Below are 22,139 nucleotides of genomic sequence, written 5' to 3'. Positions count from 1 at the left end.
TCAGTACTCGGTCCCCTTCCGCGCTGGCTGGCCCGCCTCCAGCGGGTGGGCCTGTTTCTCGACGTGGCTGAGGAGGTCGGCTTCCCCTTCAAGGTATGCCGGATGCTCGTGGCCGCCGGTCAAAACGAATTCGAGGCCGTCCGGCTTCACGGCGATCAGATCGAGCAGATCCGCGGGGTCGATCAGTCCACGGTTGGCCGCATACAGCACTTCGTCCAGAATCAGCATGTGGACACCGTCAGTCGGCGCACCGTCGAGCGCGAATGGCGTCGTTGGATCACGCTCGCCAGTGGCGTCGACGATCGCCCGGGCACGTTCCAGTGCTGCCCGTGCCCTGGCGGCGTGTTCGTCGTCCGCGGTGTCGTCCATGAAGCCGTGCCAGCCAACGTGGCCAGTGTTCTCGATGGTGTATCCCGGGACGTGCTCGATCGCGTTGTACTCCCCGCGGACACCCTCGACCGAGGGCGTGCCACCTTTCATGAACTGGAGGACGTGCACGCGATAGCCGTGCCCGGCCGCACGCAAGCCCATCCCGAGGGCAGCCGTCGTCTTGCCTTTGCCATCGCCCCACCACGCCTGGACGAGGCCGAATGCGTCGGGCGCGGCGGGAGCGATCACTTCGACATCCGGAACGGCCTCGGTCTCCGGCCCGTCGCCGCCCTCGTCGGTCGTCGATGCTGCCTCACGCTCACTCGTCGCTGCCTCACTGTCGTCGGCTGGTTTTCGTGTCATCGTGTCTCTCTGATGGATTCAGCGGTGGATCTCGTGGGAATCATGGCTCGAACACCGTTGCCCGGCAGGTGGTCGACTCGCCGTGCTCGGCATCGGCGACACTTTCAGGCGGCTTCCAACCGCTGTACCGTGACCGATAGCTCGCCGTAAGTGCCTCCCGGACGCACGCTCTCGCCGCGCTGCCGACCGGCGTGGCACTGCCCGTGTACCGCGCGGGCTCCCCGCCAGGATCGCAGGCGACGACGATCGCATCGCTGGTCGTCCCGGTGAAGCCGGCGAGTTCGAGCAACGTGGCCGTCCGCGCCTCGGCGACGATCGCAACGAGGTTTGCCATGCCCGCCTCCGTCAGCGACCGTGTCGTGCCGACAAAGAGGTTGACCGTCCCTGGGCCGGGCGGTCCACCCGTCTCCGCACCGGTGGCCGCCCTCGTGTCGGCCGGTTTCTGGGCCGGATCGACGGGGAGCGTCGCCGGATTCGAGAGCCCGACGGTCCCAAAGACAGTGACGGGACCGAGGCGCGCGCCCCTCGCGTGACGCTGATCGACGCCGGTCAACAGCACCGGACCGTCGCCCCGATCGAACCCGGCATCGTCGAGCCGCTGAGTAACGTCCGCCCGGATATCATCCGGGTTCCAGCCCGCCGGAACCGTACAGTTGTAGGCTGCCCCCGCCCGGCAGAACCCACCATTCCAGCCAGTCGAGAGCCAGCGAGTGTCCGAGCGTTCGAGCCGGAGTACACCACCCCGTCGCGTCGTCTCGAAGTGCCTAGACATCCGCGAACACCTCCACGGTCCGATCGGTCGCCGCACTGTCCCGCACAGCGACCCTGACGTGATTGTCCAGCCCCCGGAACGTTCGCGCGTCACGGATCGCGACGTCGTGGTCGGCCGCCGTCTTGAGCACGGCATCGACGCCGGGACCTCCCGCATCGATCAGCACGAACGGCGCGTCCGAAGGCCGAATCGCGAATCGATCGTCCAGTCCATGCCGAAGGAGTGCTCGCTCCTCGCGGACTCGGTTTCGAGTCGTCTCGACGAACGCCGATTGGCACATACAGTAGCGACCGGTCGCAAGCGCCGGCACGCTCACGTTCCACGGGCGGCGAGCGGCGACCATCGCCTCGCGCATCTCGCCGGTAGCCACCGCAAATCCCGACCGGATGCCCGGCAGGCCAAAGAGCTTCGTCAGCGATCGGGCCACGGTCACCCCCGGCGTCCCGGCCAGCGACGCCTGCTCGGTGAACCCGAGAAAAGCCTCGTCGACCAGGAGGTGGGTGTCCGTCTCGCGACACTGCCGGGCGAACGCGAGCAGGTCCTCGCGCGGGTACAGCGTCCCGGTCGGATTGTTCGGATTGCAGACGATTGCCAGCGAGTGACCGGCCGGATCGGCAGTCAGTATCTCCTCGTGAGGGACGAACGACGGCTCGGCCCCCTGGAGTCGGACCTCCCGCGCGTAGGAACTGAAACTCGGCGCTGGGACGAGGACGGACTCGCCGGGTTCGACGGCGAGGTCGATCGCCAGTCTGATCGCTGCCAGCCCGCCGGGCGTCGGGACCACGGCTTCCGGATCGCAGTCGACGTACCCGGCGGCCGCATCCCGGTAGGCGTCCGGCGGCTCGGCCGGGTATCGTCTGGCGTCTTCGAGCGCGTTCCGGTAGACCTCCTCGACCCCCATCGGCGTCCGTGGGTTGATGTTCGCGCTCAGGTCCAGCACGTCGGGGTCGTCGCTGCCGCCGTGTTCGACGCGACCGACCTCGCGTGCACGATCACGATCCATCAGGGATCCCCCAGCAGTCGATCATACAGCGTCAGTGTCCGGTCCCGAACCGCCGACAGCTCGATCCCGCGGCGTTTCCCTAACGCGAGCGCGCCGCCCATCCCGACGCCCTCCTTGCCTTCGCCCGTCCCAAACCGTTCCAGGCCGGTGTGTCCACAGCCCGCGAAGCCCGGATCGGTGACCGTAAGCGAGAGATCCAACACCTCGGCGATCACCTCGACGCTCGCCGTCGGATCGTCCGCGACGTAGCTGGTCGTCGCGAGTTCGAACGAAGCCTCGATCCCGGCATGTCGAACTAACGCGGCAGCCGCGAGCAATTGCGTCCCGCCGGCGAGCGTCACTGACACCTCGGATGAGAGTACGCCCTCGACCAGCCCCGCGACGCCGGCCAGGACCGGATCGCCCTGTCGTCGGAGCGCCTGCCGCGGCTCCCCAGCCAGCTCCCCCGGCTCGATCTCGCTCGCGGTAAATCCCTCTCGAATCGCGGCTCGCTTTCGCTCGATCGGGTTCTCGGGAAGCGAGGACGACACCGACAGTTCGACGCCGAGGGCTTGGGCGACCCCGAAGGCGGTCGTCGTCCCGCCGGGAATCGTCTCGCCGATGTAGACCCGCTCGTCGGACTGCCCGGCCAATTTCTCGCCGATCTCCCTGGCACGCTCCCAGAGTGAAGCGGCGTCCGGTACTGACTCCCTCGTCCGCACGTCGCCACCCGGATCCGAGGCGACGGGTCGCGTCGTGATCCCCGGCTCGACCGCGAGTCCGGCATCGATGACTTCGACGTCGAACCCGACGAGTTCGCGGACGGCCCGGGTGACGAGCGCCGGCGTGGGACACCCGGTCGGACTGACGGGCACCGCCGGTGCGTTCACCAGCCGACCCTTCTGGAGGATCTCCGCGTCGGCCGTCGGGGTCATCGCTATCGCCGCGGGATCGGCCCCCGCCGCGCTAATCCCCTCGATCCGCGCCGTCTCGGTCGTCCCGGCGACCAGCACGAACGTCACCCGACCACCCCCGACCGAAGGAGCCCTTCGGCCACGAGTGCGTCCCGCGGGTAGTTCACGTTCACTGCCAGTCGAGGGTCCTCGAAAACGACCTGGCGATCGCCATCACCCGCCGCAATCACGTTGACGCCGGTCGGGGCAAGTTGCTGCCCGTCACCGGGCATCGTCGTATCGACGCGAACTCCGAGCCGTCGTTTCAGTGCCGCTGGAACACAGGCTGTCATTGAATTACCTTCAAAGGAATCGACTACAGCGTCGATCGTTGCACCCGTCAACAGGGGCAGATCCGCAGTGACTGTCACCACTGGCGAATCGATGCGTTCGAGTGCATACTGGAGGTCGGACACATATCCATCGCCGGGGGCGTCGATCGTCGGGCGGGAAACGTGTTTTCGTGTTTCCGGGGCGTGGGGCGATGTGACGGCGTGGCTCCGGTCGATCGAACTCGACGCCAGCGCCGCCGCGACGCGATCGACCAGCGGTCGCCCGCCGACCTCGACAAGCGGTTTCTCCCTGTCGAGGCCGAGTCGAGTCCCGCGGCCGCCACACATCAAAAGAGCGTCCACGCGATCACCCCCGCGTGTAGCCCGACGACGCGGGCGAGTTCCGCAGTCGCGCCGAGGACGTCGCCGTCGACGCCGCCGAGCGTCCGGCGAGCCCAGACGACCATGCCCACGCCACACGTAACCGCCGCGGCGACAGCCACGAGCGCCGAGGGATCAGGCCAGGTCAGGGCGACAGCGGGAAAAGCGACGACCAGCGGAGCGAGCGCGTGACGGTAGTGAAGCCGGTCCGTGAACTGCGCACCCAGGCCGTCGTGCGTCGCCGTGCCGAGACAGGCCGCGAGTGCGACAGCGGTCTTCGCGCCGACCTCACCCGCGACGACGAGCAAAGCGGCACGTGCCGGCAACTGGGCCAGGGTGTACCCCGCCGTCGCGAGTCCAGCGAACACGATGCCGACCGCGGCGACCGCGCCGACGCCGACGGTCGTGTCGGCAAGCACCTCCTGGCGGCGCTCGGAGTCGCCGTGGACGACCGCCGCGTCGCCCAGATCGGCCACGCCGTCCAGATGATTGATGCCAGTGAGAACATACAACCAGGCGAGAAAGCCAACGGCCGCCGTGGCGGACGGGACCGGCGCGAGCAACGGAAGCGCCGCCAGCGCGCCGATCGCGTAGCCGACCAGCGGGAACGCTGCTGGCTGCGATCGGAACGCCTCCCAGGCCGCCTCGTCGTGGCCCACCGGGAGCCGCGTCAGGAATCCCACTGCACCGCGGAGCGCACTCAACATGACCCCACCCCCACGGCGACGAGTCCGAGTGAGCCAGGACTGAGCTGAACGGACGCGATGAGGAGTGACATCGCGCCGGCGATGGTCCCCGCGATCGCCACGATCCGAATCGCTCGCGTCGCCGCCGCTGCGTCGGGTAGCGTTGCATCCGGGTTGAGTACGTACACGCCGGGCTTCTCGAACCGGGTGTCGAGTACGGCAGCCAGCGTCGCCATCGGCCACCCGGAGTTGGGCGACGGGGGCGCGCCACGCCATCCCCGGGCACGCCAGAGTGCCCCGAAATCACGGGCCGCCAGCGCGATCAAAACAGCCGTCGTCCGCGCCGGCAGCCACATCACGAGATCGTCGAGTCGCGCGCTCGCCCAGCCGACGGGCTTCGAACGGTAGCCAAGCATCGAGTCGAGCGTATTGACCGCCTTGATCCAGACAGCGGCAGCGACGCCGACCGACAGCGAGAGCTGCGCGCCGAGAGTGAATGCGAGCAACGGCGCGACGAACCCGTCTGCCAGATTCTCGGCCAGACTCTCGACGCTGGCACTCCGGATCAATGGCGGCGAGAGGGAACTCGGGTCGCGACCCACCAGCGCGGGGAGGCGCTCCCGGGCCGTCTCCAGATCTGTCCTGCTGACATCGATCACGTCTCGGGCCCGCGTGAGCAGCCGGCGGAGGCTTAGCGTACTGAAAAGAACGAGGCCGGCGACGATCGAGCTGAGGACCGGGACAGTTGTGGCAAACTCGACGAGCAGCCAGGCGAGGAAAGCGACGGCGAGTGGAGCAGCCAGCGCGATCGACGTGCCCACGGCCCGCGAAAACGGCCACTCGCGATCAAGGGGAGCGATCATTCGACCGAACAGCGCGACGGGATGAATCGATTCGGGCGGTTCGCCGACAGCCCCGTCCAGCGCGAGGGCGAGCGCGACGCAGATCCCCGGCTGGATGCGAACCACGAACTCGCCTGGGGCCGCCGCGATGATCGTCACGTTACTGACGCCGGGTAACCGTTCCCGCGCCAACCAGCGCGATGAGTGCCGCGACGATCCCGAACCCAGGGCCAGTGGCGGTCGTGGTCTGTTCGGTGGCTTGGTCCATCGTCTGATTAGTTTCCAGCGTGACCGTCTCGGCCGTCGTCGATTCGGTCGTTGAATCGGTCGTCATCTCGGTCGTCTCGGCCGATGAATCGGTCGTCGTTGCCGACGCCGACTCAGTCGTCGTCGGCTCCATCGCATCAGCCGCACAGACCGGGGCCGACACCGTCGACGGATCCGCAGTCACGTCGGCCGCCGCTTCGGGATGGAATGCCGTCGCCAGCGTCCGTAGCGGCTGGGTCACCCGCGGCCCGGGTTGGCTGATGAAGTTGGCGTCGACGCGGACAGTCTGGTTTTCCTGTATCGCCGTGGTGTTCGACAGCGCGGGATCGGACGGGATCGGCGATTGCCCCGAGACGACGATCCAGTCGGGATTTTCCTCGACGACAACTTCGGTACTGATCGTATCGTAGGTGCTGATGTTTGCGGCACTGGCAACGTTATCCGCGCCGGCAGCATCGATCACGTCACCGATGAACGTCTGGGGACCGGCGGTGAATCCACCGCCCATGGCGTAGTAGACTGTCGGTCGTTCCGCCCCGGTGGTCGCATTCCGGTAAGCCTCGACGGCTGCCTGCGTCCGAGCACTGACGTCGGTGGCGGTCTCGTAGGTGCCGAGCAGTCGCCCGGTGAGTCGCGTCTTCTCGACGACGTCACCGATCGAACTCGCACTTTCGAAACGATAGACCGTCACGCCCGCGTCCCGGAGTTGTTCGACCGCGTCAGAGCTGATGATATTCGGCGCAAGCACCAGATCGGGTTCGAGTCCGATGATCGTCTCGATCTGGGGCTGTCCGTTGTCGGTGACGACGTTCGTCTTCTCGCTCGATCCGTTCAGGTAGCTCGTGTACTGGTTGACCGGCATCCCGACAACGCTGTCTTGGGCACCGAGTTCCCACACGACCTGGGAAGCACTCGGTGCAAGGGTGACGACTCGTTCCGGTCGCTCACTCACCGTCACGTTCGCCCCGTTGGCATCGGTGACGGTGATCGGGAACGAGCAGTTGACAGTCGATTCGTGGGTAGCGGCCTGGCCGGCAGCGGGCGACAGCGCCACACCGGCCACACCACCGACGACCAACAGCACTGCGAGTACGCCTGCGATGGTCCGTGACATGTACTCCGGGCTGTGGGCTTATCCAATAAATACTTATCTAATGCAACTCAACTTGTCGTCAATGCGGATGGGGTTGCGGATCGGCGTCTGGACAGTTGGCCTGACGGTAACGTTATTTGTCGTCACAGTCACGAGTGCAGCGATCGGACCAGTCGCCCTGGACCTGCCGACTGTCGCGAAGGCGACGCTCAACGCGGTCGGCATCCCGGCAGGTCTCAACGTCGGAATCGTCGAGACATCGGTTCTCAGTCTGTCGGTCCCCGCTCCCACTGTCGACGTACGCTACGCCTACCCGTTCTCGTTTGGCGTGCCCGGAACGGCCGAGACGATCGTGCGAGACGTTCGCCTCCCCCGGATCGCACTCGGCGGTGTCGTGGGTTTCGCACTGGCGAGTGCCGGTGCCGTCATGCAGGGCTTCTTCCGGAATCCGATGGCCGACCCCTCGATCATCGGCGTCTCCTCGGGCGCGGCGGTCGGCGCAGTCGCGACGATCGCGTTTCCGATCGCGTTCCCGTTCGGGCTCCAGACTGCCGCCTTCGCCGGCGCGCTGGTGGCGGCCTTCGTCGTCTACGCGATCGCCACCGAGAACGGCCGGACGCCGGTCGCGACGCTGCTGCTTGCGGGCGTGGCCGTCCAGACCTTCCTGGGCGCGGTGATCTCCTATCTCCTCTTGCACGCCGGCGAAAGCCTCGAACGGGCCGTCTTCTGGCTGATGGGGCACCTTCACAGTAGTTCCTGGGCCGAAGTCGAGGTGACGCTGCCAGTGGTACTGGTGACGTTCTTCGGTCTGCTTGCCTACGCTCGGGACCTCAACGCCCTCATGCTCGGCGAGGAGGACGCCCAGACTGTCGGGATCGCGGTCGAGCGGACCAAGCGGATCTTGCTCGCGCTTTCGAGTATCGTGACCGCCGCCGCGGTCGCCGTCGCGGGCGTCATCGGCTTCGTCGGATTGATCGTCCCCCACGTCATGCGATTGCTCGTCGGCCCCGACCACCGGATTCTCCTCCCGACGAGCGCACTGGCCGGGGCGGCCTTCCTCGTCGCGACCGACACCGTCGCCCGCTCCAACCCCGCCCCGTTGCCCGTCGGGATCGTCACGTCCGCGCTCGGGGCCCCCTTCTTCCTCTATCTGCTGCGTCGCCGGGAGGTGCACGAACTATGAACCACCACACGATCGAACTGGACGACGTCTCGGTCTCGCTCGGCGAGGTCGACGCACTACGTGACGTCTCACTGTCGGTCGATGCCGGGGAGTTCCTGGGACTCGTCGGCCCGAACGGGGCCGGAAAGACGACGCTCCTGCGGACGGTAAACGGCGTCATCACACCGGACAGCGGAGCCGTCCGTCTCGACGGCACGGCGGTAACTGAACTCGGACCGCGGGGCGTGAGTCGACACGTCGCCACGGTGCCCCAGGATACGTCCGTCTCGTTCGCGTTCAGCGTCGAGGACGTCGTCCGGATGGGTCGGACGCCCTATCGGGCACGGACCGACCTGACCGGCGACGAGGCCGACCGAGAAGCCATCGAGCGAGCGCTCGAACGAACTGAAATGGCCGATCTCCGTGACCGACCGATCACGGCCGTCAGCGGCGGCGAGCGCCAGCGGGCCTTTGTCGCGCGAGCCCTGGCCCAGGACACACCGGCGCTCGTATTGGACGAACCGACCGCCAGCCTCGACATCAACCACCAGGTCGGCGTCCTGGAGCTGGTGGGAGAGTTGATCGCTGACGGGAGAGGGGCAGTCGCGGCGATCCACGACCTGGATCTGGCGGCCCGCTACTGCGATCGACTCGCGTTGCTCGCCGACGGGGAGCTCCAGGCCGTCGGCGACCCGGAGACAGTCCTGTCGGACGAACACCTCCGGCCGGCCTTCGACACCCGGACGGCCGTCACGCCCGATGCCGTCACCGGGACGCCGAGTGTGACGGCCATCGCCGAACCGCGGCGGGATCGAAACGCGCACGTCCACGTCCTTGGCAGCGGCGCGACCGCCGCCCGCGCCCTGACGAAGCTCTGGCAGGCCGGCTTCGAGGTGACTGCCGGCCCGATGCCGAGCGGGGACACCGCGCTGTCGGTCGCCGCGGAACTCGACATCGAGGCGATCACCGCTCCACCACTTTCCGGCCCAAGCGAGTCGGCGCTCCGGGAAGCCCAGGAACACTGCCGGACGGCCGTAGCGACAGTCCTGGCCGATCCGGAGGTTGGGCCGGACGGGACCGTCCTCGAACTGGCCGAGTCGAGCGGGCGGCCGATCCTGGTGGAAACGCGTCCGCTCGGAGAGCGCAATCACGGCGGCCAGGACGCACGAGATCGATATCGCGACCTCGAATCGCGGGCGCTGACGGCATCGATTCACGGACTCGTCCCGGCGATCGCCGAGACGATACGCCCACAGGCGGTGCCGGCCGACGACTGATCGGCGTTCGGAAAAGCGTGTTACGGAAAATTCGAGGCGAAAGCCTCGCCCTTCAGGGCGGGGATGAAGCCGACAAACGATGGCACAAACCACCGACGATAGCACGGCCTGATATTCCAACAAATACTTAAGCAGGCGCACCCAATTACAAATGTAATGGTCACGGTGACTGTCACCGCGAAGTTTCACAACCCATCTCTCGCACGACGGAAGGAGTGGCAACATGCCTCTTGCCTCTACCGTGACACCAAACAGTTCTGCATCGACGGATGGGAGAACGGCGACTTCGACAAGTCCGTGACCACGGCCAGCATCGACAACGACCTCTACTCGGCCATCCAGAACCAAGCCATCCGAGAGGCGAAATCCGACCACAACACGGACGGAGAGGTTCGCTACCGAGAGAGTCAACCGTTCGCAGTCAACAACCAGAACTGGGAACTTGACACGACCGAGAACGGCACAGTCGTCGTCGGCTTCCCATGCGTCTCTCAATGGTGGTACACTCCCATAGAGGTGTACGATGACATTGCCGACCCCGTAGGCCGACTGGTCGAAGGAGACGCCGACAAGACCCGTCTACAGGTCTACCGTCGCGGAGACGACTGGTACTGTACGTTCAACATCGAGTACGACACTGGTACGTCGGGCGAAACGGCCATCGGTGTCGATATTGGTGAACGGCACATCCTCGCTGTGACCGCCTACGGTGAGGACGAGTCGATGCTGGTGTCTGGTGGTGAGGCGAAGTACGTTCGACGCAAATATCGTTCCCTACGCGATTCGCTTTCGGAAGCGGGTGCGCTTCGCGCACGTAACCGTGTGGGTGACAAAGAACAGCGTCGAATCAAGGACTTGAACCACAAACTCTCCCGTCGTCTCATCACGTTCGCGGAACAGTTCGAGAACCCCGTCATTCGAATGGAAGACCTCGAAGGCATCCGCGAGAACAGTTCGTGGTCAGGTGTCCACTCGTGGCATTTCCACCAACTCCAACAGTTCATCACGTACAAGGCCGAACGCGCTGGTATCCGCGTCGAGAAAGTCGATGCGTACCATACCAGTCAGCGGTGTTCGGAATGTGGTTCGATGGGAACCCGTGATGGCGACCACTTTTCGTGTTCGGAGTGTGGTCGTGGACGCCACGCCGACCTGAACGCTTCCGAGAATATCGCACAACGGGAGGGTGAACCATGCACGGGCTAACGTCTTCGAAAACGCTCGGCGTTTTCGGGAGCACGGAAATCTCTGATTTCCGTAGCCTTCGGGCGAGTCGAACCGTGCTACCTCGCTGGTTGAATAGCCAGTCGTCGTCATCGGGCTACGCCCGATTGCTCGTGGGACGTTGTCCCACGCTGTTGACGCCCGCTGTATGCGGGGAGGAAGGCCCCATTGACAGGGCTACACGCGCTGGAAAGCACGTCCTTGGTCACAACTGGACGGCGACCTTCGACGTTCCACGCGAAAGCGTACTTGAGAACCGAGGAAACGCGCAACCTGAATATCCCCTTCGGGGAATCCTCGCCCTTTAGGGCGGGGAGGATGTCAATGTCCGTCGTTCCGGCGCGCGAACAGCCCCTTGACGACCATCGAGAGTACCTCGTCGTCCTCCTGTGTCGTCGTCCGCACCGCAAGGTCGACCTGGCCGCGGTCGTCGTCGAACGGTTCCGTATTGACCACCTCGACGTCGACGGTGAGTTCGTCACCCGGCCGAAGCGGCGTCCGCCACTCCAGATCGTCGACACCCAGGCCGCCACGGCCGGCCGCATCCTCGAAGAGTCCATCCACAAGCAGCCGAGTCGAGAGCGCGGCGGTGTGCCACCCGCTCGCGATCAGGCCCTCGAAGGGCCCCTCGCTCGCGGCCTCGCTATCGACGTGCATCGACTGTGGGTCGTACTTGCGTGCGAAGTCCTGGATCTCGTCGGCGGTAACACGCCGCGTTCCGAACGTCCAGGACTCACCGACAGCAAAGTCCTCGTAGTGCCGAACCATCGCTGGATCATAGCGGCCGAGCGGACAAAACAACCTCGTGTCGCGGGTAGTCCCGAAACGTCGCTTCGAAAAATGTCCTCACCAGGCCACCCTGCAGGACCGTCGACGACACTTATTCGGATTGCTGATCGAGCCAGTCCTGGAAGTCGTCCTGCTCCATTACTTCGACCGTCCCGAGCATGGCGGAGTGACCCACACCGCAGAACTCCGCACAGTACAGCTGGTATGAGCCAGTTTTTGTCGGGGTTGTGGTCAAATGGTTCGATTTACCGGGGAAGGCGTCCTGTTTCAGCCCCAGCCCGGAGACGTGAAAGGAGTGAATCCAGTCCTTGGAGGTGACGTTCAGACGCACCTTCTGGTCGACCGGAAGGACCAGCGTCTCGCCCGTGGTGACGTTCTGTTCGGGATAGTTGAACGTCCAGGCGTATCGTTCGGCAACCACGTCGACTTCCAGGGCGTCTTCGGACGGACCCGTATCCGTGACGGGCTGCTGGCCGAGGACACCGTAGGAGGCAACGCCGACGAACAGCAGGACGATCGCCGTGGTGACCGTCCAGGTGATTTCGAGCCGGCGGTTTTCCTGGGTTGGCTTTGCCGCCTCGCTTTTGCCGGCCCGGTATCGCCAGACGGTGTAGAGCAGGATCGCCTCGACGAGCAGCGTGATCGGGATCGCAACCCACAGCAACTCGTTCATCAGCCCCCAGATCAGGTCGTTCGTCGTCGAGGTTCCCTCGGACTGGGCGGCCACAGTGGAGACGAACGTCGCGAGTCCCCCCACCGAGAGTGCTGCCACCAGTCCGTTTCGCGTCTTGGTCATATGCAACGCTTTGGGACAGCCGGTCATAAAGAGCGTTCATCCGGCGAATTTCGGCGATTCCTCGCGGGTGTCCCAGCCGGACTCGACCGAGTTCGACATGGAACGAAGTGCTCAACCGGGTAAGACGATCCGGGCCACGTTGCCACTCGGTTCGTTGTCATCAAACTCCAGGCGACCACCCGATCGCCTCACGATCAGCGAGACGAGCCACAGCCCGAGTCCACGGGCGTGGTTCAGGGAGTCGATTTCACTGTCACCCGTCACAATGTTGACTTCCTGGTCCGGAATGGGCGGGCCGGAATCACCGATTTCGATGCGAACAGCCTCGTCATCGATGCTGACATCGACTGTCACCGTCGGTGCCGGGTCGTCTGCATGGATGACAGCGTTCTCGATGAGTTCGAGTATGCCCTCCGTCAAGCGAGGCGAGGCTTTGACGGTCGCGCCGTCGGGCGTCGAGACCGAAATTCGGGCGGCAGGATATTGGCGACGGGCCATCTCGACGGCAGCGGGCACGACCGTCGAGACGTCGACTCGTTCACGGCTGGGTGGGTGAGCAAGTAGCTGCGTGATCCGGCGCTCTTTGTTGAACGTGTCGAGCAGCGATTCACTCGTCTCGAGAATCTTGCCGGCGTGAGTCCGAACTTCGACATCGCCCGCTGATTCGATCATCTCGGCGTGGCCGGTGATGACGTTGAGTCTGTTCCGCGCGTTATGCCGAAGGATCCGGTCGATCTTGTGTAACTGGTTGATGCGCTCGCTCCGTTCGGTAATATCCCGGATCGTCGACCCGTACCCACGAACCTCGCCGTCGACACCCCGGAGCGGATAGTACCGGACGTCGAGCAATCGAGTTCCCAGCTCCGGATGGTCACGTACTGTCTCATACTGGACGCGTTCGCCGGCCAACACGCGATCGACGTATGCATCGAGCCGGTCGTCGGTATCGGGACCGACGACATCTGCCAGCGGGCTGCCTTCGATGGTCGACGGTTCGACGCCGTGGTAAGCACAGTACGTCTCGTTGGCGAACAGGAACCGCCGGTCAGCGTCAAGTGCCGCCAGCAGATCGGTCGAACTCTCGACGGCTTGCTCGTAGTTGCGAAGTCGCTCCTCGACCCGCCGGACGTCGCTGACGTCTCTGACGATTAGAACAGCCGCCGGGCGACCGACCCATTCGGTCGGCTGGGCGGATACCTCCACCGAAAGCGATCCCGCCTGGCTCTGGAGGATCGCGTCTGCGGCGTCGAGCGTTCGCCCACCGTTCGAAACGGCCTCGAGACGAGCCGCATCCAGATCGATTCCTTCGAAGGTTAGATTTGCCGGGAACGATTCACCGACGACGTGTTCGCGGCGTTGGGCACCGAATAGCTCGAGCAACTGGGTGTTGACGAAGACATAGCGGCCGTCCCGCACGATCGCCACCCCATCTCTGGCCGCGTCGAGGTGCGTCGCCGCCCGGGCTTCGGCGGCGACCTGATCCCGTTTCGCGCGGTAATAGCCGACAGCTTCCTCGATGAGTGTCGGGAGTCGATCGGTGTCCGCCCGGTCGGAAAACGTATCAGTCACACCGGCTGCCGCTGCTCGTCGAGCCGCCTCGCCGGCGGCAAAGAGCATGACTGGCAGGTCGGGTTCCCGGGATCGGACCGCCTCCAGCAGCGCCACACCGTCGATCGCCGGCGGATCGTGATCGCAGACCACACACTCGACGCCGCCGTTCCGATCGATGTCATCGATCGCCGCCTCGATCGACGTCACGGCCGAAACATCGATCCGGTCGCTCGCTTGCAAGGAGTGGGTCGTGCCGTCCGTCGAAACCGTGAGGACATGGATCGGTTCGGAATGAGTCATTGTCTCACCTGCTCAGCGGACTGTCCGATTGCGATCGGGACACACTGGCGGCTGAGGGCATCTCATATTGAAATGAAGGGGGGCTGGAAGGATGACTCTTTGGGCGGCCACAGAGGGCTGAATTGACAGTCGGGGGGCCACTCCTGTCCAGCCGTCGTTCTACCGTGAGAGTTACTCGACTTCCATGCCGACAAACGCGACAAGTGTTGCATCGGGGGGAAGCCTAAGTATCGCTCGCCACCGAGATGAAACGAGAATCAGTGCTACGGAACCAGATCGACGATGTCCCACTTTCGACGCTGCTCGCCGGGACGATCGTCGGCGTCTATCTGCTTGTCATTGCGGGGGCAACCGCCTCGATCGCCGACGCGGCGGCGACCTGCTCGACCTGGCCGGCCTGCCAGCTTCCCTCTACGGAGTCGCCAGCGCTTGCCGTCGCCTGGGGCCATCGGGTGCTTGCGGCAACCGTCGGCGTTGCAGTACTACTGAGTGCGATCGTCGGCTTCCGGCGCGTCTCGGATCGCCGGGTCCGGGCCGCTCTTGCCGTCGCGGTCGTCCTCTTTCCAGTCCAGGTCGCGCTGGGTGCCGTGGTGACGGTCACCGGGGCCGCCGGAATCTCGCCGGCCGTCCACCTCGGCGTGGCGATGAGCATCTTCGGATCGCTCGTGCTCGCGCTGGCCTGGCATCTCGAAACGATGTACGGCGACCCGACTGAGGAACCAGATTCGGGCGTGACGACCCAACCAGAGCCGGTCGAGACAGCCGTCGATGACGACCACCCGTCGACCCGGCGTGACCGAGGACCGGCGGGAGAGATGCTGGCGACGCTGCAAGCCTACGTCCGGTTGACCAAGCCACGCCTGATGTGGTTGCTGTGTCTGGTTGCCTCGGCGGGCATGGCCCTGGCGACGACGGGCGGACGGACGCTGACGGTCGAGACGATCCTGGCAACGCTGTCCGGCGGTGTGCTGGCGATCGGTGCCAGTGGCACGTTCAATCACGTCCTCGAACGTGACGTCGACAAGCGGATGCAGCGCACGTCCGACCGACCGGTGGTGACCGACCGCATCCCGATCCGGAACGCGGTCGCGTTCGGACTACTCCTGTCTGCACTCTCGCTTGCCATCTTCGCCACGGTCAACGTGTTGGCTGCCGCACTGGGCCTCTCGGCGATCCTCTTCTACAGCGTCGTCTACACCCTGTTGCTCAAGCCAAACACCGTCCAGAACACCGTCATCGGCGGGTTCGCCGGCGCGCTGCCGGCACTCATCGGCTGGGTCGCCGTCACCGGGACGTTCGGGGTTCCAGGCCTCGCGCTGGCGGGAATCGTCTTCCTGTGGACGCCGGCGCACTTCTACAACCTGGCGCTGGCCTACCAGGACGACTACGCACGCGGCGGCTTCCCGATGATGCCAGTCGTCCGCGGCGAGACGGTGACGCGCAAGCACATCCTGCTGTACCTCGGTGCGACGCTGTTGGCCGCAAGCGGACTGGCGACGCTGGCGAACCTCGGCGTCCTCTATGGAGCCACGGTCTCGATTGTCGGGGCCATCTTCCTGTGGGCCGTTCTGGTACTGCACCGTGAGCGAACGACCGACGCGGCCTTCCGGGCCTTCCACGCCTCGAACGCCTTCCTCGGGGCCCTGCTGGTCGCAGTCGTGATCGACGCGATGGCCGTATGAGCACCGCGAGACGCTTCGGACCGATCCCGACGCCGTCGAAAAGTCACCTCCTCTGGGGCGCGTTACTGGTCAACACTGAAGTACTCCTCCTCTTCGGGTATCTTTCGGTCAGCGATTCACAGCTGTTCGATCTGGCGTCGCTCAGACTGTACGTCTACCCCTTCGTCTGGATCAACGTCTCACTGTGGGCGCTCGCGACGGTCCGACCGCCGGCTGCCCCGCGTCGCCGGAAACTGTTCGGGGGCGCGGTCGCCACCGGCTACGCCCTCGTCCTCACATATCTCGGTGGCCTGGTCTCGACGGCCATGACCGACGGCATCGGCCTCTCGATCCGACCGCTGGTGTTTCCGCCCGGCTGGGCTCCAGTGGTCTCGGCCGATATCGCCGGCCTCTCGCTGACACTGCTTCCGTACAAGGTTCTGGGATACATTACGTTGTCATACCTCGTATACGCGCTGGTCGTCGAAGCCGCTGGCGTGCTGCCGGCGATCCTGGGGCTGTTCTCGTGTGTGTCCTGCGTCTGGGCAGCGGTCGTCGTCCCGCTGGCGGGCACGGTCGGCGGCTCGACAGCCCTGGCGAGCCTCGTCTTCGGCGGCGGCTACGATCTCTCGACGGCGATCTTCGTCGTCTCGGTGGTCCTGCTCGCGTGGCGACCGACCGTCGGGAACCGAATCGACTTAGGTGGAGGTCGGCGGTGATCGAAGCGTGACTGCCATCGCCATCGATGACGTCCGGCGAACCTACGGCGACACTGTCGCGCTGGATGCCGTCTCGCTATCGGTCGACCCCGGCGAAATCTTCGGACTTGTCGGGCCCAACGGCGCGGGCAAGACCACACTCGCCCGGGCGATCACCGGGACGACCGACTACGATGGGACGGTCGCGCTGTTCGGCGAGCAGCCGCGGGCGATCGACCGCTCCCGACTCGGCTCGCTCCCCCAGTCCTTCTCGCCCCACGAGCGATTGACCGCCCGTGAGCTACTCGAGTACTACGCGGGCCTGTACGACGACGCCCTCACGCCAGGGCGCGTGCTCGACGACGTCGGCCTGATCGACAGCGCCGACACGTACTACGAGAACCTCTCGGGCGGCCAGCAACGCCGGGTCTGTGTCGGGAGCGCGCTCGTCAACGACCCCGATCTGCTCGTCCTCGACGAGCCGACGACGGGAATCGACCCTGCCGGCCGTCGACAGCTCTGGGACCTCCTCGAAGGGCTGGCCGCAGACGGCACGACGATCTTTCTGACGACTCACGACATGCACGAGGCCGAGCGGCTGGCCAACCGCGTGGGACTGCTCGCCGACGGCGAGTTGGTCGCCGTGGACACGCCCCGTGCCTTGATCGACGCCCACGGTGGCGAGAGCCGACTGACCGTCGAGACGGCGTCCCCACTCGCCGAAGTGGACGCGTCCGGCCTCGACTACCGAGCCGCTATCGTCGACAATGACCTGCGGGTCTTCGACGTCGCGCCGACGGAGATCGGCACCGTCGTCGACAGTCTCACAGATGCGGGCGTCCAGGTCGAATCGCTGAGTTGGGCCGAGCCGACGCTCGAAGACGTCTACCTGGAACTGACGGGGACCGCCGTCGGGCGCGGCGGGCAGCGGCTCGACGACGGGGCCGCGAGCGCGGCCGAGGAACCGAACGCGCCGACACCCCCCACGGAGGGATCGTCGTGAGCCGGCTGGGCCGAATCACGAGCGAGACGCGCGCCGCGACGCGAGCGTTCCTTCGTCGCCGGACCGCGGTCTTCTTCACGTTCCTGTTTCCGCTCCTGATCGTCCTCATCTTCGGCGCGCTGGTCCAGACCCAGCCCACCGGCGGCGGTCTCTTTACGGAGCCACCAGCCTACTACGTCCCGGGGTATCTCGCGGTCGTCGTCCTCTTTACCCCGCTCTCTCGGGTCGGTAGCGAGGTCGCGCGCCATCGCGACGATCGGCGCTTCGAGAAGCTGGCGACGACGCCGCTGTCGCGGGCCGAATGGCTGCTCTCCCAGACGCTCGTCAACGTCGCCATCATCGGCGTCGCGGCCGTGCTGGTGCTCGCGGTGATGGTGGCCGTCACCGGGGCGACGGTCGCCCCGTCACCGTGGCTGGTGCCGTTCCTCGCGATCGGCGTCGCGCTGTTCTGTGGGATCGGCGCGCTACTCGGGAGTTTCACGGACTCCCAGGACGGCGTCATCGCCGCCTCGAACACGCTTGCCCTCCCGCTGCTGTTCCTCTCGGAAACCTTCGTCCCGCCGGCACTCCTCCCGGAATGGTTCCGCCCGCTGATCGAGCTCTCGCCGCTGACATACTTCTCGCGGGGCGTCCGAGCGGTCGTGACCGATCCCGGCGCGGGCGTCGAGGGAACGGTCGTCGCCGTCTGGCCCGCCGGCCCCGATCCGGCCGCCAACCTCGCGATCCTGTCGATGCTGGCGCTCGTCACGTTCGGACTCGGAGCACTCACGTTGCCCCGGACGGACTGAGGGGAGACTGTCGGCCGACCCGCTGGTCACTCGTAACACGAGCGCTCGACGCGCCGATCGTAGAGTCGGGAGAGCAGCCGCGTGATCGGGCCGCCGCCGATGGACTCGCCGTCGACGGCCCCGACCGGGCGGAGTTCCCAGGTCGTGTTCGTCAGGAAGGCCTCGTCGACAGCCAGCAGGTCATCGCGCTCGTAAGGGCCGGTCTCGACAGGAAGTCCTTCCTCGCGAGCGAGATCCAGGACGATCGAGCGGGTCACGCCGGGCAGGATCGGCTGGTCGGTCGTCGGCGTGTGGACGACGCCATCCGCCACGAAGAAGAGGTTGCTCGTCGCCCCTTCCGCGAGATACCCGTCGGTGTCGAGCAGGAGTGCTTCGTCGGCCGGGTCGCCACTGGCCTCCTGCTGGAGTTCGAGCCGGGCGAGAATCCCGTTGAGATAATTATGCGTCTTGGTATCCGCCGGCAGCGCAGCGTCGGGGATCTTCCGGGTCTCGACCGTCCGGACTGTCGCCGGGTCGTCCCAGACCGGATCGCCGTCGATTCCTCCCCGGGGAAGCGAGTCGACAATCACGACTATCGTCGGGTCGACAGCGGGATCCGGGGTGAGCTTTCCGGCCTGGACGCCACGTGAGATCGAGAGCTTAACGTAGGCGTCGGTGAGGTCGTTTGCCGCAAGCGTCTCCGCGATTCGCTCGCGGAGGTCCGCACGCGGCGGGATCGCCCGGGCGAAGCCGAGCGTCTCGCAGGTGCGTTCGAGCCGGTCGGCGTGGGCGTCCCAGGCGAAAACCTCGCCGCCGTAGGCCCGGAGCGTCTCGAAGGCCGCGTCGCCGTACATGAAGCCGCGGTCGCGCACGTTGACGCTGGCCTCCTCGGCCGGGACAAGTTCGCCGTCGACGTGGTACTCCATCGCGTCGGCCAACGGGGGCCCGGGGCTTGTGTGTTGGCGTTCGATCACTCGGCCAGGGCGGGGTACTCGAGTCGGAGTTCGCCGTCGAGTTCGTAATCGGTTCCCAGCATCCCGCCGCCGGCAAGTGCCATCGTCACGTCGAAGGCGACCGTCGTGGCCGTCTCCGACCACGGGCGGACGATGCACTCGAGCGTGCTGATGGTCTCGTCAGCCAGGTCGTCGAGGTCGGACAGTTCGATCACCGTTCCGGGTCTCCTGTCGGGCGAATACAGCCTGACCTCGGGCGGCGGCGAGCTGTCGCCCTCGACCGGCGAGACGACCGCCACGTCCGCTGGCGTCTCGGCGTCGGGCATCCAGACGCGCAGCCGGACGGACTCGACAGTCGTCCCCTCGCGGTGCCAGATCTCGGTCGACATCGGGACCACGCCGTCGGCGACGCCGCCGTTGACGCCGAAGTGGCCGACCTCCTCGCCGTCCTCGCTGAAGTGGATGCTGGCTACCCCCTGGGCATCGGAGTGACGGCTTGGCTCCGAAAGCGTCGTCTTGGATCTGAGCGCACCACAGCCCGCGCTCGCGCCGGCAGCGGCAACACCCGCCGCCGCGAGAAAGCGCCGTCTACGCATCTCGACACCCGGCCTGTTGATCGGGTCGACTGTTGGGTGGAAGGGCGGGCGATATAGCCGAACGCGCGAGAGACGTGTCCCTGAGCATATCCATGCCGATGTACCCGGAGCCGAAAAGCCCTGCTCACGGTCAAACGTCCATTTGACCGGGAGCACGTCGCCTGCGTCAAACGACGTGCTGCTCGAGGAAGGCGGCGATCATCGCCTTACCGTTGTCGGTCAGGATACTCTCGGGATGGAACTGGACGCCCACGTGGGGCTTCGAGCGGTGGCGCACCCCCATGACGACCGACCGTTCGTCGTCGGTGTGGGCCGTCTCTTCCAGACAGTCGGGCAGGGCGTCGCGTTCGACAGCCAGCGAGTGATACCGGCCGACCGGAAACTCCTGTGGGAGGGCGGCGAAGACACCCCGCCCGTCGTGGGTGATCGCCGAGGACTTGCCGTGGACCACCGCCGGGGCGTGGCCGACTGACGCGCCGTGTGCGGCACACAGCGCCTGGTGACCGAGGCAGACCCCCAGTGCGGGTGTCGACAGCGACTCGAAAACGGGCATCGAAACGCCGGCAGCCTGCGGGGTGCCCGGGCCTGGCGAGACGACGATCGCGTCCGGGTCCAGCGTCCGAATATCCGCGAGGTCGACCGCGTCGTTCCGCCGGACCAGGACCTCGCCGTCGACGCCGGGGAGCCACGCGTCCGTCGTGACCACCTCGCCCACATACTGCACGAGATTGTAGGCGAACGAATCGTAGTTGTCGACGACGAGGACCGTCGGCTCAGCCATCCTCGCCCTCCTCCGGCCCCCCGGACGCCCCCTCTTCGCCCGCGTCCAGTCGCCCGGCATCCCTTGCGCGGGAGGGCTCGACGACCGAGAGGTCCGTCCCGTCCGCGAGCGCGTCGTCGACGGCGGTCACCAGTGCCCGGGCCTTGTCGAGGGTCTCGTCGTACTCCCGGTCGGGCACCGAGTCCTCGACGATCCCCGCGCCGACGCGAAGGTGGTACTGCTCGCCGTGCCGGACGAGCGTCCGGATGACGATGTTCATCGTCGCCCGGTCGTCGAAGCCGAAGATCCCGATGCTGCCCGTGTACGGGCCACGACGGGTCGCTTCGAGTTCGTCGATGATCGCCATCGTCCGTGGCTTGGGCGCGCCGGTGATCGTCCCGCCCGGGAACACCGCGCGGATCGCGTCGGCCAGGTCCTGATCGTCCCTGAGTTGCCCCTCGACCAGCGAGACGAGATGCATTACCTCGGAGTAGCGATCCACCCGTCGGTACTCTTCGACGTCGACGCTCCCGTACTCGCTGACCTTGCCCAGGTCGTTGCGTTCGAGGTCGACCAGCATCGCGTGTTCGGCGCGTTCCTTCTCGTCGTCCCGGAGTTCTCTCTCCAGCCCGGCATCGGCGTCGGCCGTTCGGCCCCGCGGCCGCGTCCCTGCGATCGGTTCGGTGACCAGCCGGTCGGCCTCGCGATGGAGGAGGAGTTCGGGACTGGCACTCACCAGGTCGGCGGCCGGGAATTCAAGCAGCGCCGAGTACGGGGCCGGGTTGCCGATCCGGAGCGACTGGAAGGCCTCGACCGGGTGGACCGCCGCCGGCGCGGCCAACCGGTGGGAAATATTCGCCTGAAAGGTGTCGCCCTCGTGAACGTATTCCTTGACGCGTTCGACGCGGTCGGTGAAGGCCTCGCGGCCGGTGTCGCTCTCGAAGCGAACTGGCCCCGTCGCCGGCGGCTCTTCGACGCCGGGGTCGCCGTCGATGGCGCGGCCAGCCAGCTCCAGCGCGCGCTCGCGCCCACGCTCGAAAGCCGCGTCGGGATCGCCGTCGACCGTCGGACACGCCGTCACGCGGAGCGTCACCGGAGCCTGGGCGGGTTCCTCCCAGGCGACCAGCGTGTCGTAAACGGCCACCTGCAGGCGTGGCAGGTCCCGGTCGCGCTCGGCCGAGCCGGGGAGCGCCTCGATCTCCCGGGCGATGTCGTAGGAGAGCCACCCGATGGCACCGCACGGATAGGGAACGTCCGCCCCGGCGCGATGGAGGTGCTCCTCGCCGAGTCGATCGACGAGCCGTCCGATCGTGTCCTCGCCCGGGTCGACAGTCAGCCACTCGATGGGCTCGACCCCGAAGTAGCTCCAGCCCTCGGTGCCGCCGGTAGTTTCCAGCACACAGCCGCCGGTCGACCGGCGCGCGCGCCGGTAGGCTTCGTAGGGATCCGTGACCGTGACGCGAGCCTCGACCGGGACGCGATCGCCAGGATCCGCCCCGGCCGCACGTGCGCGGAACGTCGCCAGGTCGGTCACGAGTTCCGGGTCCGTCATTACACTCACACAGACGGAGGACTACTAATCGTGTTACGATCGGGGCACAACTCGCAAGACCGACTGCTGG

The 22,139-nt window shown here is 66.3% G+C and carries 22 protein-coding genes; 7 read left to right on the top strand and 15 right to left on the bottom strand.

Features of this window, described 5'->3' with window-relative positions:
• The 8 genes from HUTA_RS12275 to HUTA_RS12240 are packed head-to-tail and all read right to left on the bottom strand — an operon-like array spanning window position 1 to window position 7,001.
• The gene (locus tag HUTA_RS12275; protein WP_015790231.1) at window positions 1–732 is read right to left on the bottom strand and encodes a cob(I)yrinic acid a,c-diamide adenosyltransferase; all 732 of its coding nucleotides are present in this window, start codon (window positions 730–732) and stop codon (window positions 1–3) included.
• Between the two features lie 40 nt (window positions 733–772).
• A complete protein-coding gene (locus HUTA_RS12270; RefSeq protein ID WP_015790230.1) occupies window positions 773–1,504 on the bottom strand; it encodes an adenosylcobinamide amidohydrolase in 732 nt (243 codons plus the stop codon).
• Entirely contained in the window at window positions 1,497–2,507 is a 1,011-nt protein-coding gene (locus tag HUTA_RS12265) for a threonine-phosphate decarboxylase (RefSeq protein ID WP_015790229.1), read from the bottom strand. The genes HUTA_RS12270 and HUTA_RS12265 overlap by 8 nt, the downstream gene beginning before the upstream one ends.
• On the bottom strand, window positions 2,507–3,508 hold the full coding sequence (gene cobT / locus HUTA_RS12260; RefSeq protein ID WP_015790228.1) for a nicotinate mononucleotide-dependent phosphoribosyltransferase CobT: 1,002 nt from the start codon (window positions 3,506–3,508) through the stop codon (window positions 2,507–2,509). Before cobT ends, HUTA_RS12265 begins: the two co-directional genes overlap by 1 nt.
• A complete protein-coding gene (locus tag HUTA_RS12255) occupies window positions 3,505–4,059 on the bottom strand; it encodes an NTP transferase domain-containing protein (protein WP_015790227.1) in 555 nt (184 codons plus the stop codon). Before HUTA_RS12255 ends, cobT begins: the two co-directional genes overlap by 4 nt.
• Complete coding sequence (gene cobS, locus HUTA_RS12250; protein WP_015790226.1) at window positions 4,059–4,799, bottom strand: adenosylcobinamide-GDP ribazoletransferase; 741 nt, start codon at window positions 4,797–4,799, stop codon at window positions 4,059–4,061. The genes HUTA_RS12255 and cobS overlap by 1 nt, the downstream gene beginning before the upstream one ends.
• Window positions 4,793–5,779, bottom strand: coding sequence for an adenosylcobinamide-phosphate synthase CbiB (gene cbiB / locus HUTA_RS12245; RefSeq protein ID WP_015790225.1), 987 nt, complete (start codon window positions 5,777–5,779; stop codon window positions 4,793–4,795). Before cbiB ends, cobS begins: the two co-directional genes overlap by 7 nt.
• A 1-nt stretch (window position 5,780) precedes the next feature.
• Window positions 5,781–7,001: a PGF-CTERM-anchored ABC transporter substrate-binding protein gene (locus HUTA_RS12240; RefSeq protein ID WP_015790224.1), complete on the bottom strand. Its 1,221-nt coding sequence runs from the start codon at window positions 6,999–7,001 to the stop codon at window positions 5,781–5,783.
• Between the two features lie 61 nt (window positions 7,002–7,062).
• Between HUTA_RS12240 and btuC the strand changes: the two genes are divergently transcribed.
• The 3 genes from btuC to HUTA_RS12225 all read left to right on the top strand — a co-directional run bounded on the left by btuC (window position 7,063) and on the right by HUTA_RS12225 (window position 10,625).
• Window positions 7,063–8,163 (top strand): vitamin B12 ABC transporter permease BtuC, encoded by a 1,101-nt coding sequence (btuC, locus tag HUTA_RS12235; protein WP_049941343.1) that lies wholly within the window; start codon window positions 7,063–7,065, stop codon window positions 8,161–8,163.
• Window positions 8,160–9,419, top strand: coding sequence for an ATP-binding cassette domain-containing protein (locus tag HUTA_RS12230; protein WP_015790222.1), 1,260 nt, complete (start codon window positions 8,160–8,162; stop codon window positions 9,417–9,419). Before btuC ends, HUTA_RS12230 begins: the two co-directional genes overlap by 4 nt.
• Before the next feature lie 156 nt (window positions 9,420–9,575).
• A complete protein-coding gene (locus tag HUTA_RS12225; protein WP_015790221.1) occupies window positions 9,576–10,625 on the top strand; it encodes an RNA-guided endonuclease InsQ/TnpB family protein in 1,050 nt (349 codons plus the stop codon).
• 339 nt (window positions 10,626–10,964) lie between these two features.
• Here HUTA_RS12225 and HUTA_RS12220 read toward each other — a convergent pair whose 3' ends face one another.
• From HUTA_RS12220 to HUTA_RS12210, 3 genes are all read right to left on the bottom strand, one after another.
• Window positions 10,965–11,411, bottom strand: a complete 447-nt coding sequence (locus tag HUTA_RS12220) for a MaoC/PaaZ C-terminal domain-containing protein (protein ID WP_015790220.1) — start codon at window positions 11,409–11,411, stop codon at window positions 10,965–10,967.
• A 112-nt stretch (window positions 11,412–11,523) separates the two neighbouring features.
• Window positions 11,524–12,228 carry a cytochrome c oxidase subunit II gene (coxB, locus tag HUTA_RS12215; RefSeq protein WP_049941342.1) on the bottom strand — a complete coding sequence of 235 codons (705 nt, stop codon included), beginning with the start codon at window positions 12,226–12,228 and terminating at the stop codon, window positions 11,524–11,526.
• 111 nt (window positions 12,229–12,339) lie between these two features.
• Complete coding sequence (locus HUTA_RS12210) at window positions 12,340–14,079, bottom strand: PAS domain-containing protein (RefSeq protein WP_015790218.1); 1,740 nt, start codon at window positions 14,077–14,079, stop codon at window positions 12,340–12,342.
• A 245-nt stretch (window positions 14,080–14,324) separates the two neighbouring features.
• On the opposite strand from HUTA_RS12210, the gene HUTA_RS12205 reads away from it, so the two are divergent.
• Genes HUTA_RS12205 through HUTA_RS12190 form a run of 4 tightly spaced genes read left to right on the top strand, consistent with a single transcriptional unit; the run spans window position 14,325 to window position 18,229 of the window.
• On the top strand, window positions 14,325–15,761 hold the full coding sequence (locus HUTA_RS12205; RefSeq protein ID WP_015790217.1) for a heme o synthase: 1,437 nt from the start codon (window positions 14,325–14,327) through the stop codon (window positions 15,759–15,761).
• Window positions 15,758–16,459: a DUF7546 family protein gene (locus tag HUTA_RS12200; protein ID WP_015790216.1), complete on the top strand. Its 702-nt coding sequence runs from the start codon at window positions 15,758–15,760 to the stop codon at window positions 16,457–16,459. Before HUTA_RS12205 ends, HUTA_RS12200 begins: the two co-directional genes overlap by 4 nt.
• A 7-nt stretch (window positions 16,460–16,466) precedes the next feature.
• Window positions 16,467–17,441, top strand: coding sequence for an ABC transporter ATP-binding protein (locus HUTA_RS12195; RefSeq protein WP_015790215.1), 975 nt, complete (start codon window positions 16,467–16,469; stop codon window positions 17,439–17,441).
• A complete protein-coding gene (locus HUTA_RS12190) occupies window positions 17,438–18,229 on the top strand; it encodes an ABC transporter permease (protein WP_015790214.1) in 792 nt (263 codons plus the stop codon). The genes HUTA_RS12195 and HUTA_RS12190 overlap by 4 nt, the downstream gene beginning before the upstream one ends.
• Window positions 18,230–18,255: 26 nt before the next feature.
• Here HUTA_RS12190 and HUTA_RS12185 read toward each other — a convergent pair whose 3' ends face one another.
• From HUTA_RS12185 to pabB, 4 genes are all read right to left on the bottom strand, one after another.
• A complete protein-coding gene (locus tag HUTA_RS12185) occupies window positions 18,256–19,134 on the bottom strand; it encodes an aminotransferase class IV (RefSeq protein ID WP_015790213.1) in 879 nt (292 codons plus the stop codon).
• Window positions 19,135–19,178: 44 nt separating this feature from the next.
• Complete coding sequence (locus HUTA_RS15960; protein ID WP_015790212.1) at window positions 19,179–19,757, bottom strand: hypothetical protein; 579 nt, start codon at window positions 19,755–19,757, stop codon at window positions 19,179–19,181.
• A gap of 166 nt (window positions 19,758–19,923) precedes the next feature.
• Window positions 19,924–20,538, bottom strand: a complete 615-nt coding sequence (locus tag HUTA_RS12175) for an anthranilate synthase component II (protein WP_015790211.1) — start codon at window positions 20,536–20,538, stop codon at window positions 19,924–19,926.
• On the bottom strand, window positions 20,531–22,069 hold the full coding sequence (gene pabB, locus HUTA_RS12170; RefSeq protein WP_015790210.1) for an aminodeoxychorismate synthase, component I: 1,539 nt from the start codon (window positions 22,067–22,069) through the stop codon (window positions 20,531–20,533). The genes HUTA_RS12175 and pabB overlap by 8 nt, the downstream gene beginning before the upstream one ends.
• Window positions 22,070–22,139 lie beyond the last annotated feature (70 nt).

The sequence above is a fragment of the Halorhabdus utahensis DSM 12940 genome (assembly GCF_000023945.1).
GTDB lineage: Archaea > Halobacteriota > Halobacteria > Halobacteriales > Haloarculaceae > Halorhabdus > Halorhabdus utahensis.
This window is presented reverse-complemented; position numbering and strand designations above follow the sequence as displayed.

Excerpts from the sequence above, each read along its gene's own strand:
- HUTA_RS12275 (WP_015790231.1), bottom strand. The coding sequence starts at position 732 with ATGACACGAAAACCAGCCGACGACAGTGAGGCAGCGACGAGTGAGCGT.
- HUTA_RS12270 (WP_015790230.1), bottom strand. The coding sequence starts at position 1,504 with ATGTCTAGGCACTTCGAGACGACGCGACGGGGTGGTGTACTCCGGCTC.
- HUTA_RS12265 (WP_015790229.1), bottom strand. The coding sequence starts at position 2,507 with ATGGATCGTGATCGTGCACGCGAGGTCGGTCGCGTCGAACACGGCGGC.
- HUTA_RS12255 (WP_015790227.1), bottom strand. The coding sequence starts at position 4,059 with ATGTGTGGCGGCCGCGGGACTCGACTCGGCCTCGACAGGGAGAAACCG.
- cobS (WP_015790226.1), bottom strand. The coding sequence starts at position 4,799 with ATGTTGAGTGCGCTCCGCGGTGCAGTGGGATTCCTGACGCGGCTCCCG.
- HUTA_RS12240 (WP_015790224.1), bottom strand. The coding sequence starts at position 7,001 with ATGTCACGGACCATCGCAGGCGTACTCGCAGTGCTGTTGGTCGTCGGT.
- btuC (WP_049941343.1), top strand. The coding sequence starts at position 7,063 with ATGCGGATGGGGTTGCGGATCGGCGTCTGGACAGTTGGCCTGACGGTA.
- HUTA_RS12230 (WP_015790222.1), top strand. The coding sequence starts at position 8,160 with ATGAACCACCACACGATCGAACTGGACGACGTCTCGGTCTCGCTCGGC.
- HUTA_RS12225 (WP_015790221.1), top strand. The coding sequence starts at position 9,576 with ATGGTCACGGTGACTGTCACCGCGAAGTTTCACAACCCATCTCTCGCA.
- HUTA_RS12220 (WP_015790220.1), bottom strand. The coding sequence starts at position 11,411 with ATGGTTCGGCACTACGAGGACTTTGCTGTCGGTGAGTCCTGGACGTTC.
- coxB (WP_049941342.1), bottom strand. The coding sequence starts at position 12,228 with ATGACCAAGACGCGAAACGGACTGGTGGCAGCACTCTCGGTGGGGGGA.
- HUTA_RS12210 (WP_015790218.1), bottom strand. The coding sequence starts at position 14,079 with ATGACTCATTCCGAACCGATCCATGTCCTCACGGTTTCGACGGACGGC.
- HUTA_RS12205 (WP_015790217.1), top strand. The coding sequence starts at position 14,325 with ATGAAACGAGAATCAGTGCTACGGAACCAGATCGACGATGTCCCACTT.
- HUTA_RS12200 (WP_015790216.1), top strand. The coding sequence starts at position 15,758 with ATGAGCACCGCGAGACGCTTCGGACCGATCCCGACGCCGTCGAAAAGT.
- HUTA_RS12185 (WP_015790213.1), bottom strand. The coding sequence starts at position 19,134 with ATGGAGTACCACGTCGACGGCGAACTTGTCCCGGCCGAGGAGGCCAGC.
- HUTA_RS15960 (WP_015790212.1), bottom strand. The coding sequence starts at position 19,757 with ATGCGTAGACGGCGCTTTCTCGCGGCGGCGGGTGTTGCCGCTGCCGGC.
- HUTA_RS12175 (WP_015790211.1), bottom strand. The coding sequence starts at position 20,538 with ATGGCTGAGCCGACGGTCCTCGTCGTCGACAACTACGATTCGTTCGCC.
- pabB (WP_015790210.1), bottom strand. The coding sequence starts at position 22,069 with ATGACGGACCCGGAACTCGTGACCGACCTGGCGACGTTCCGCGCACGT.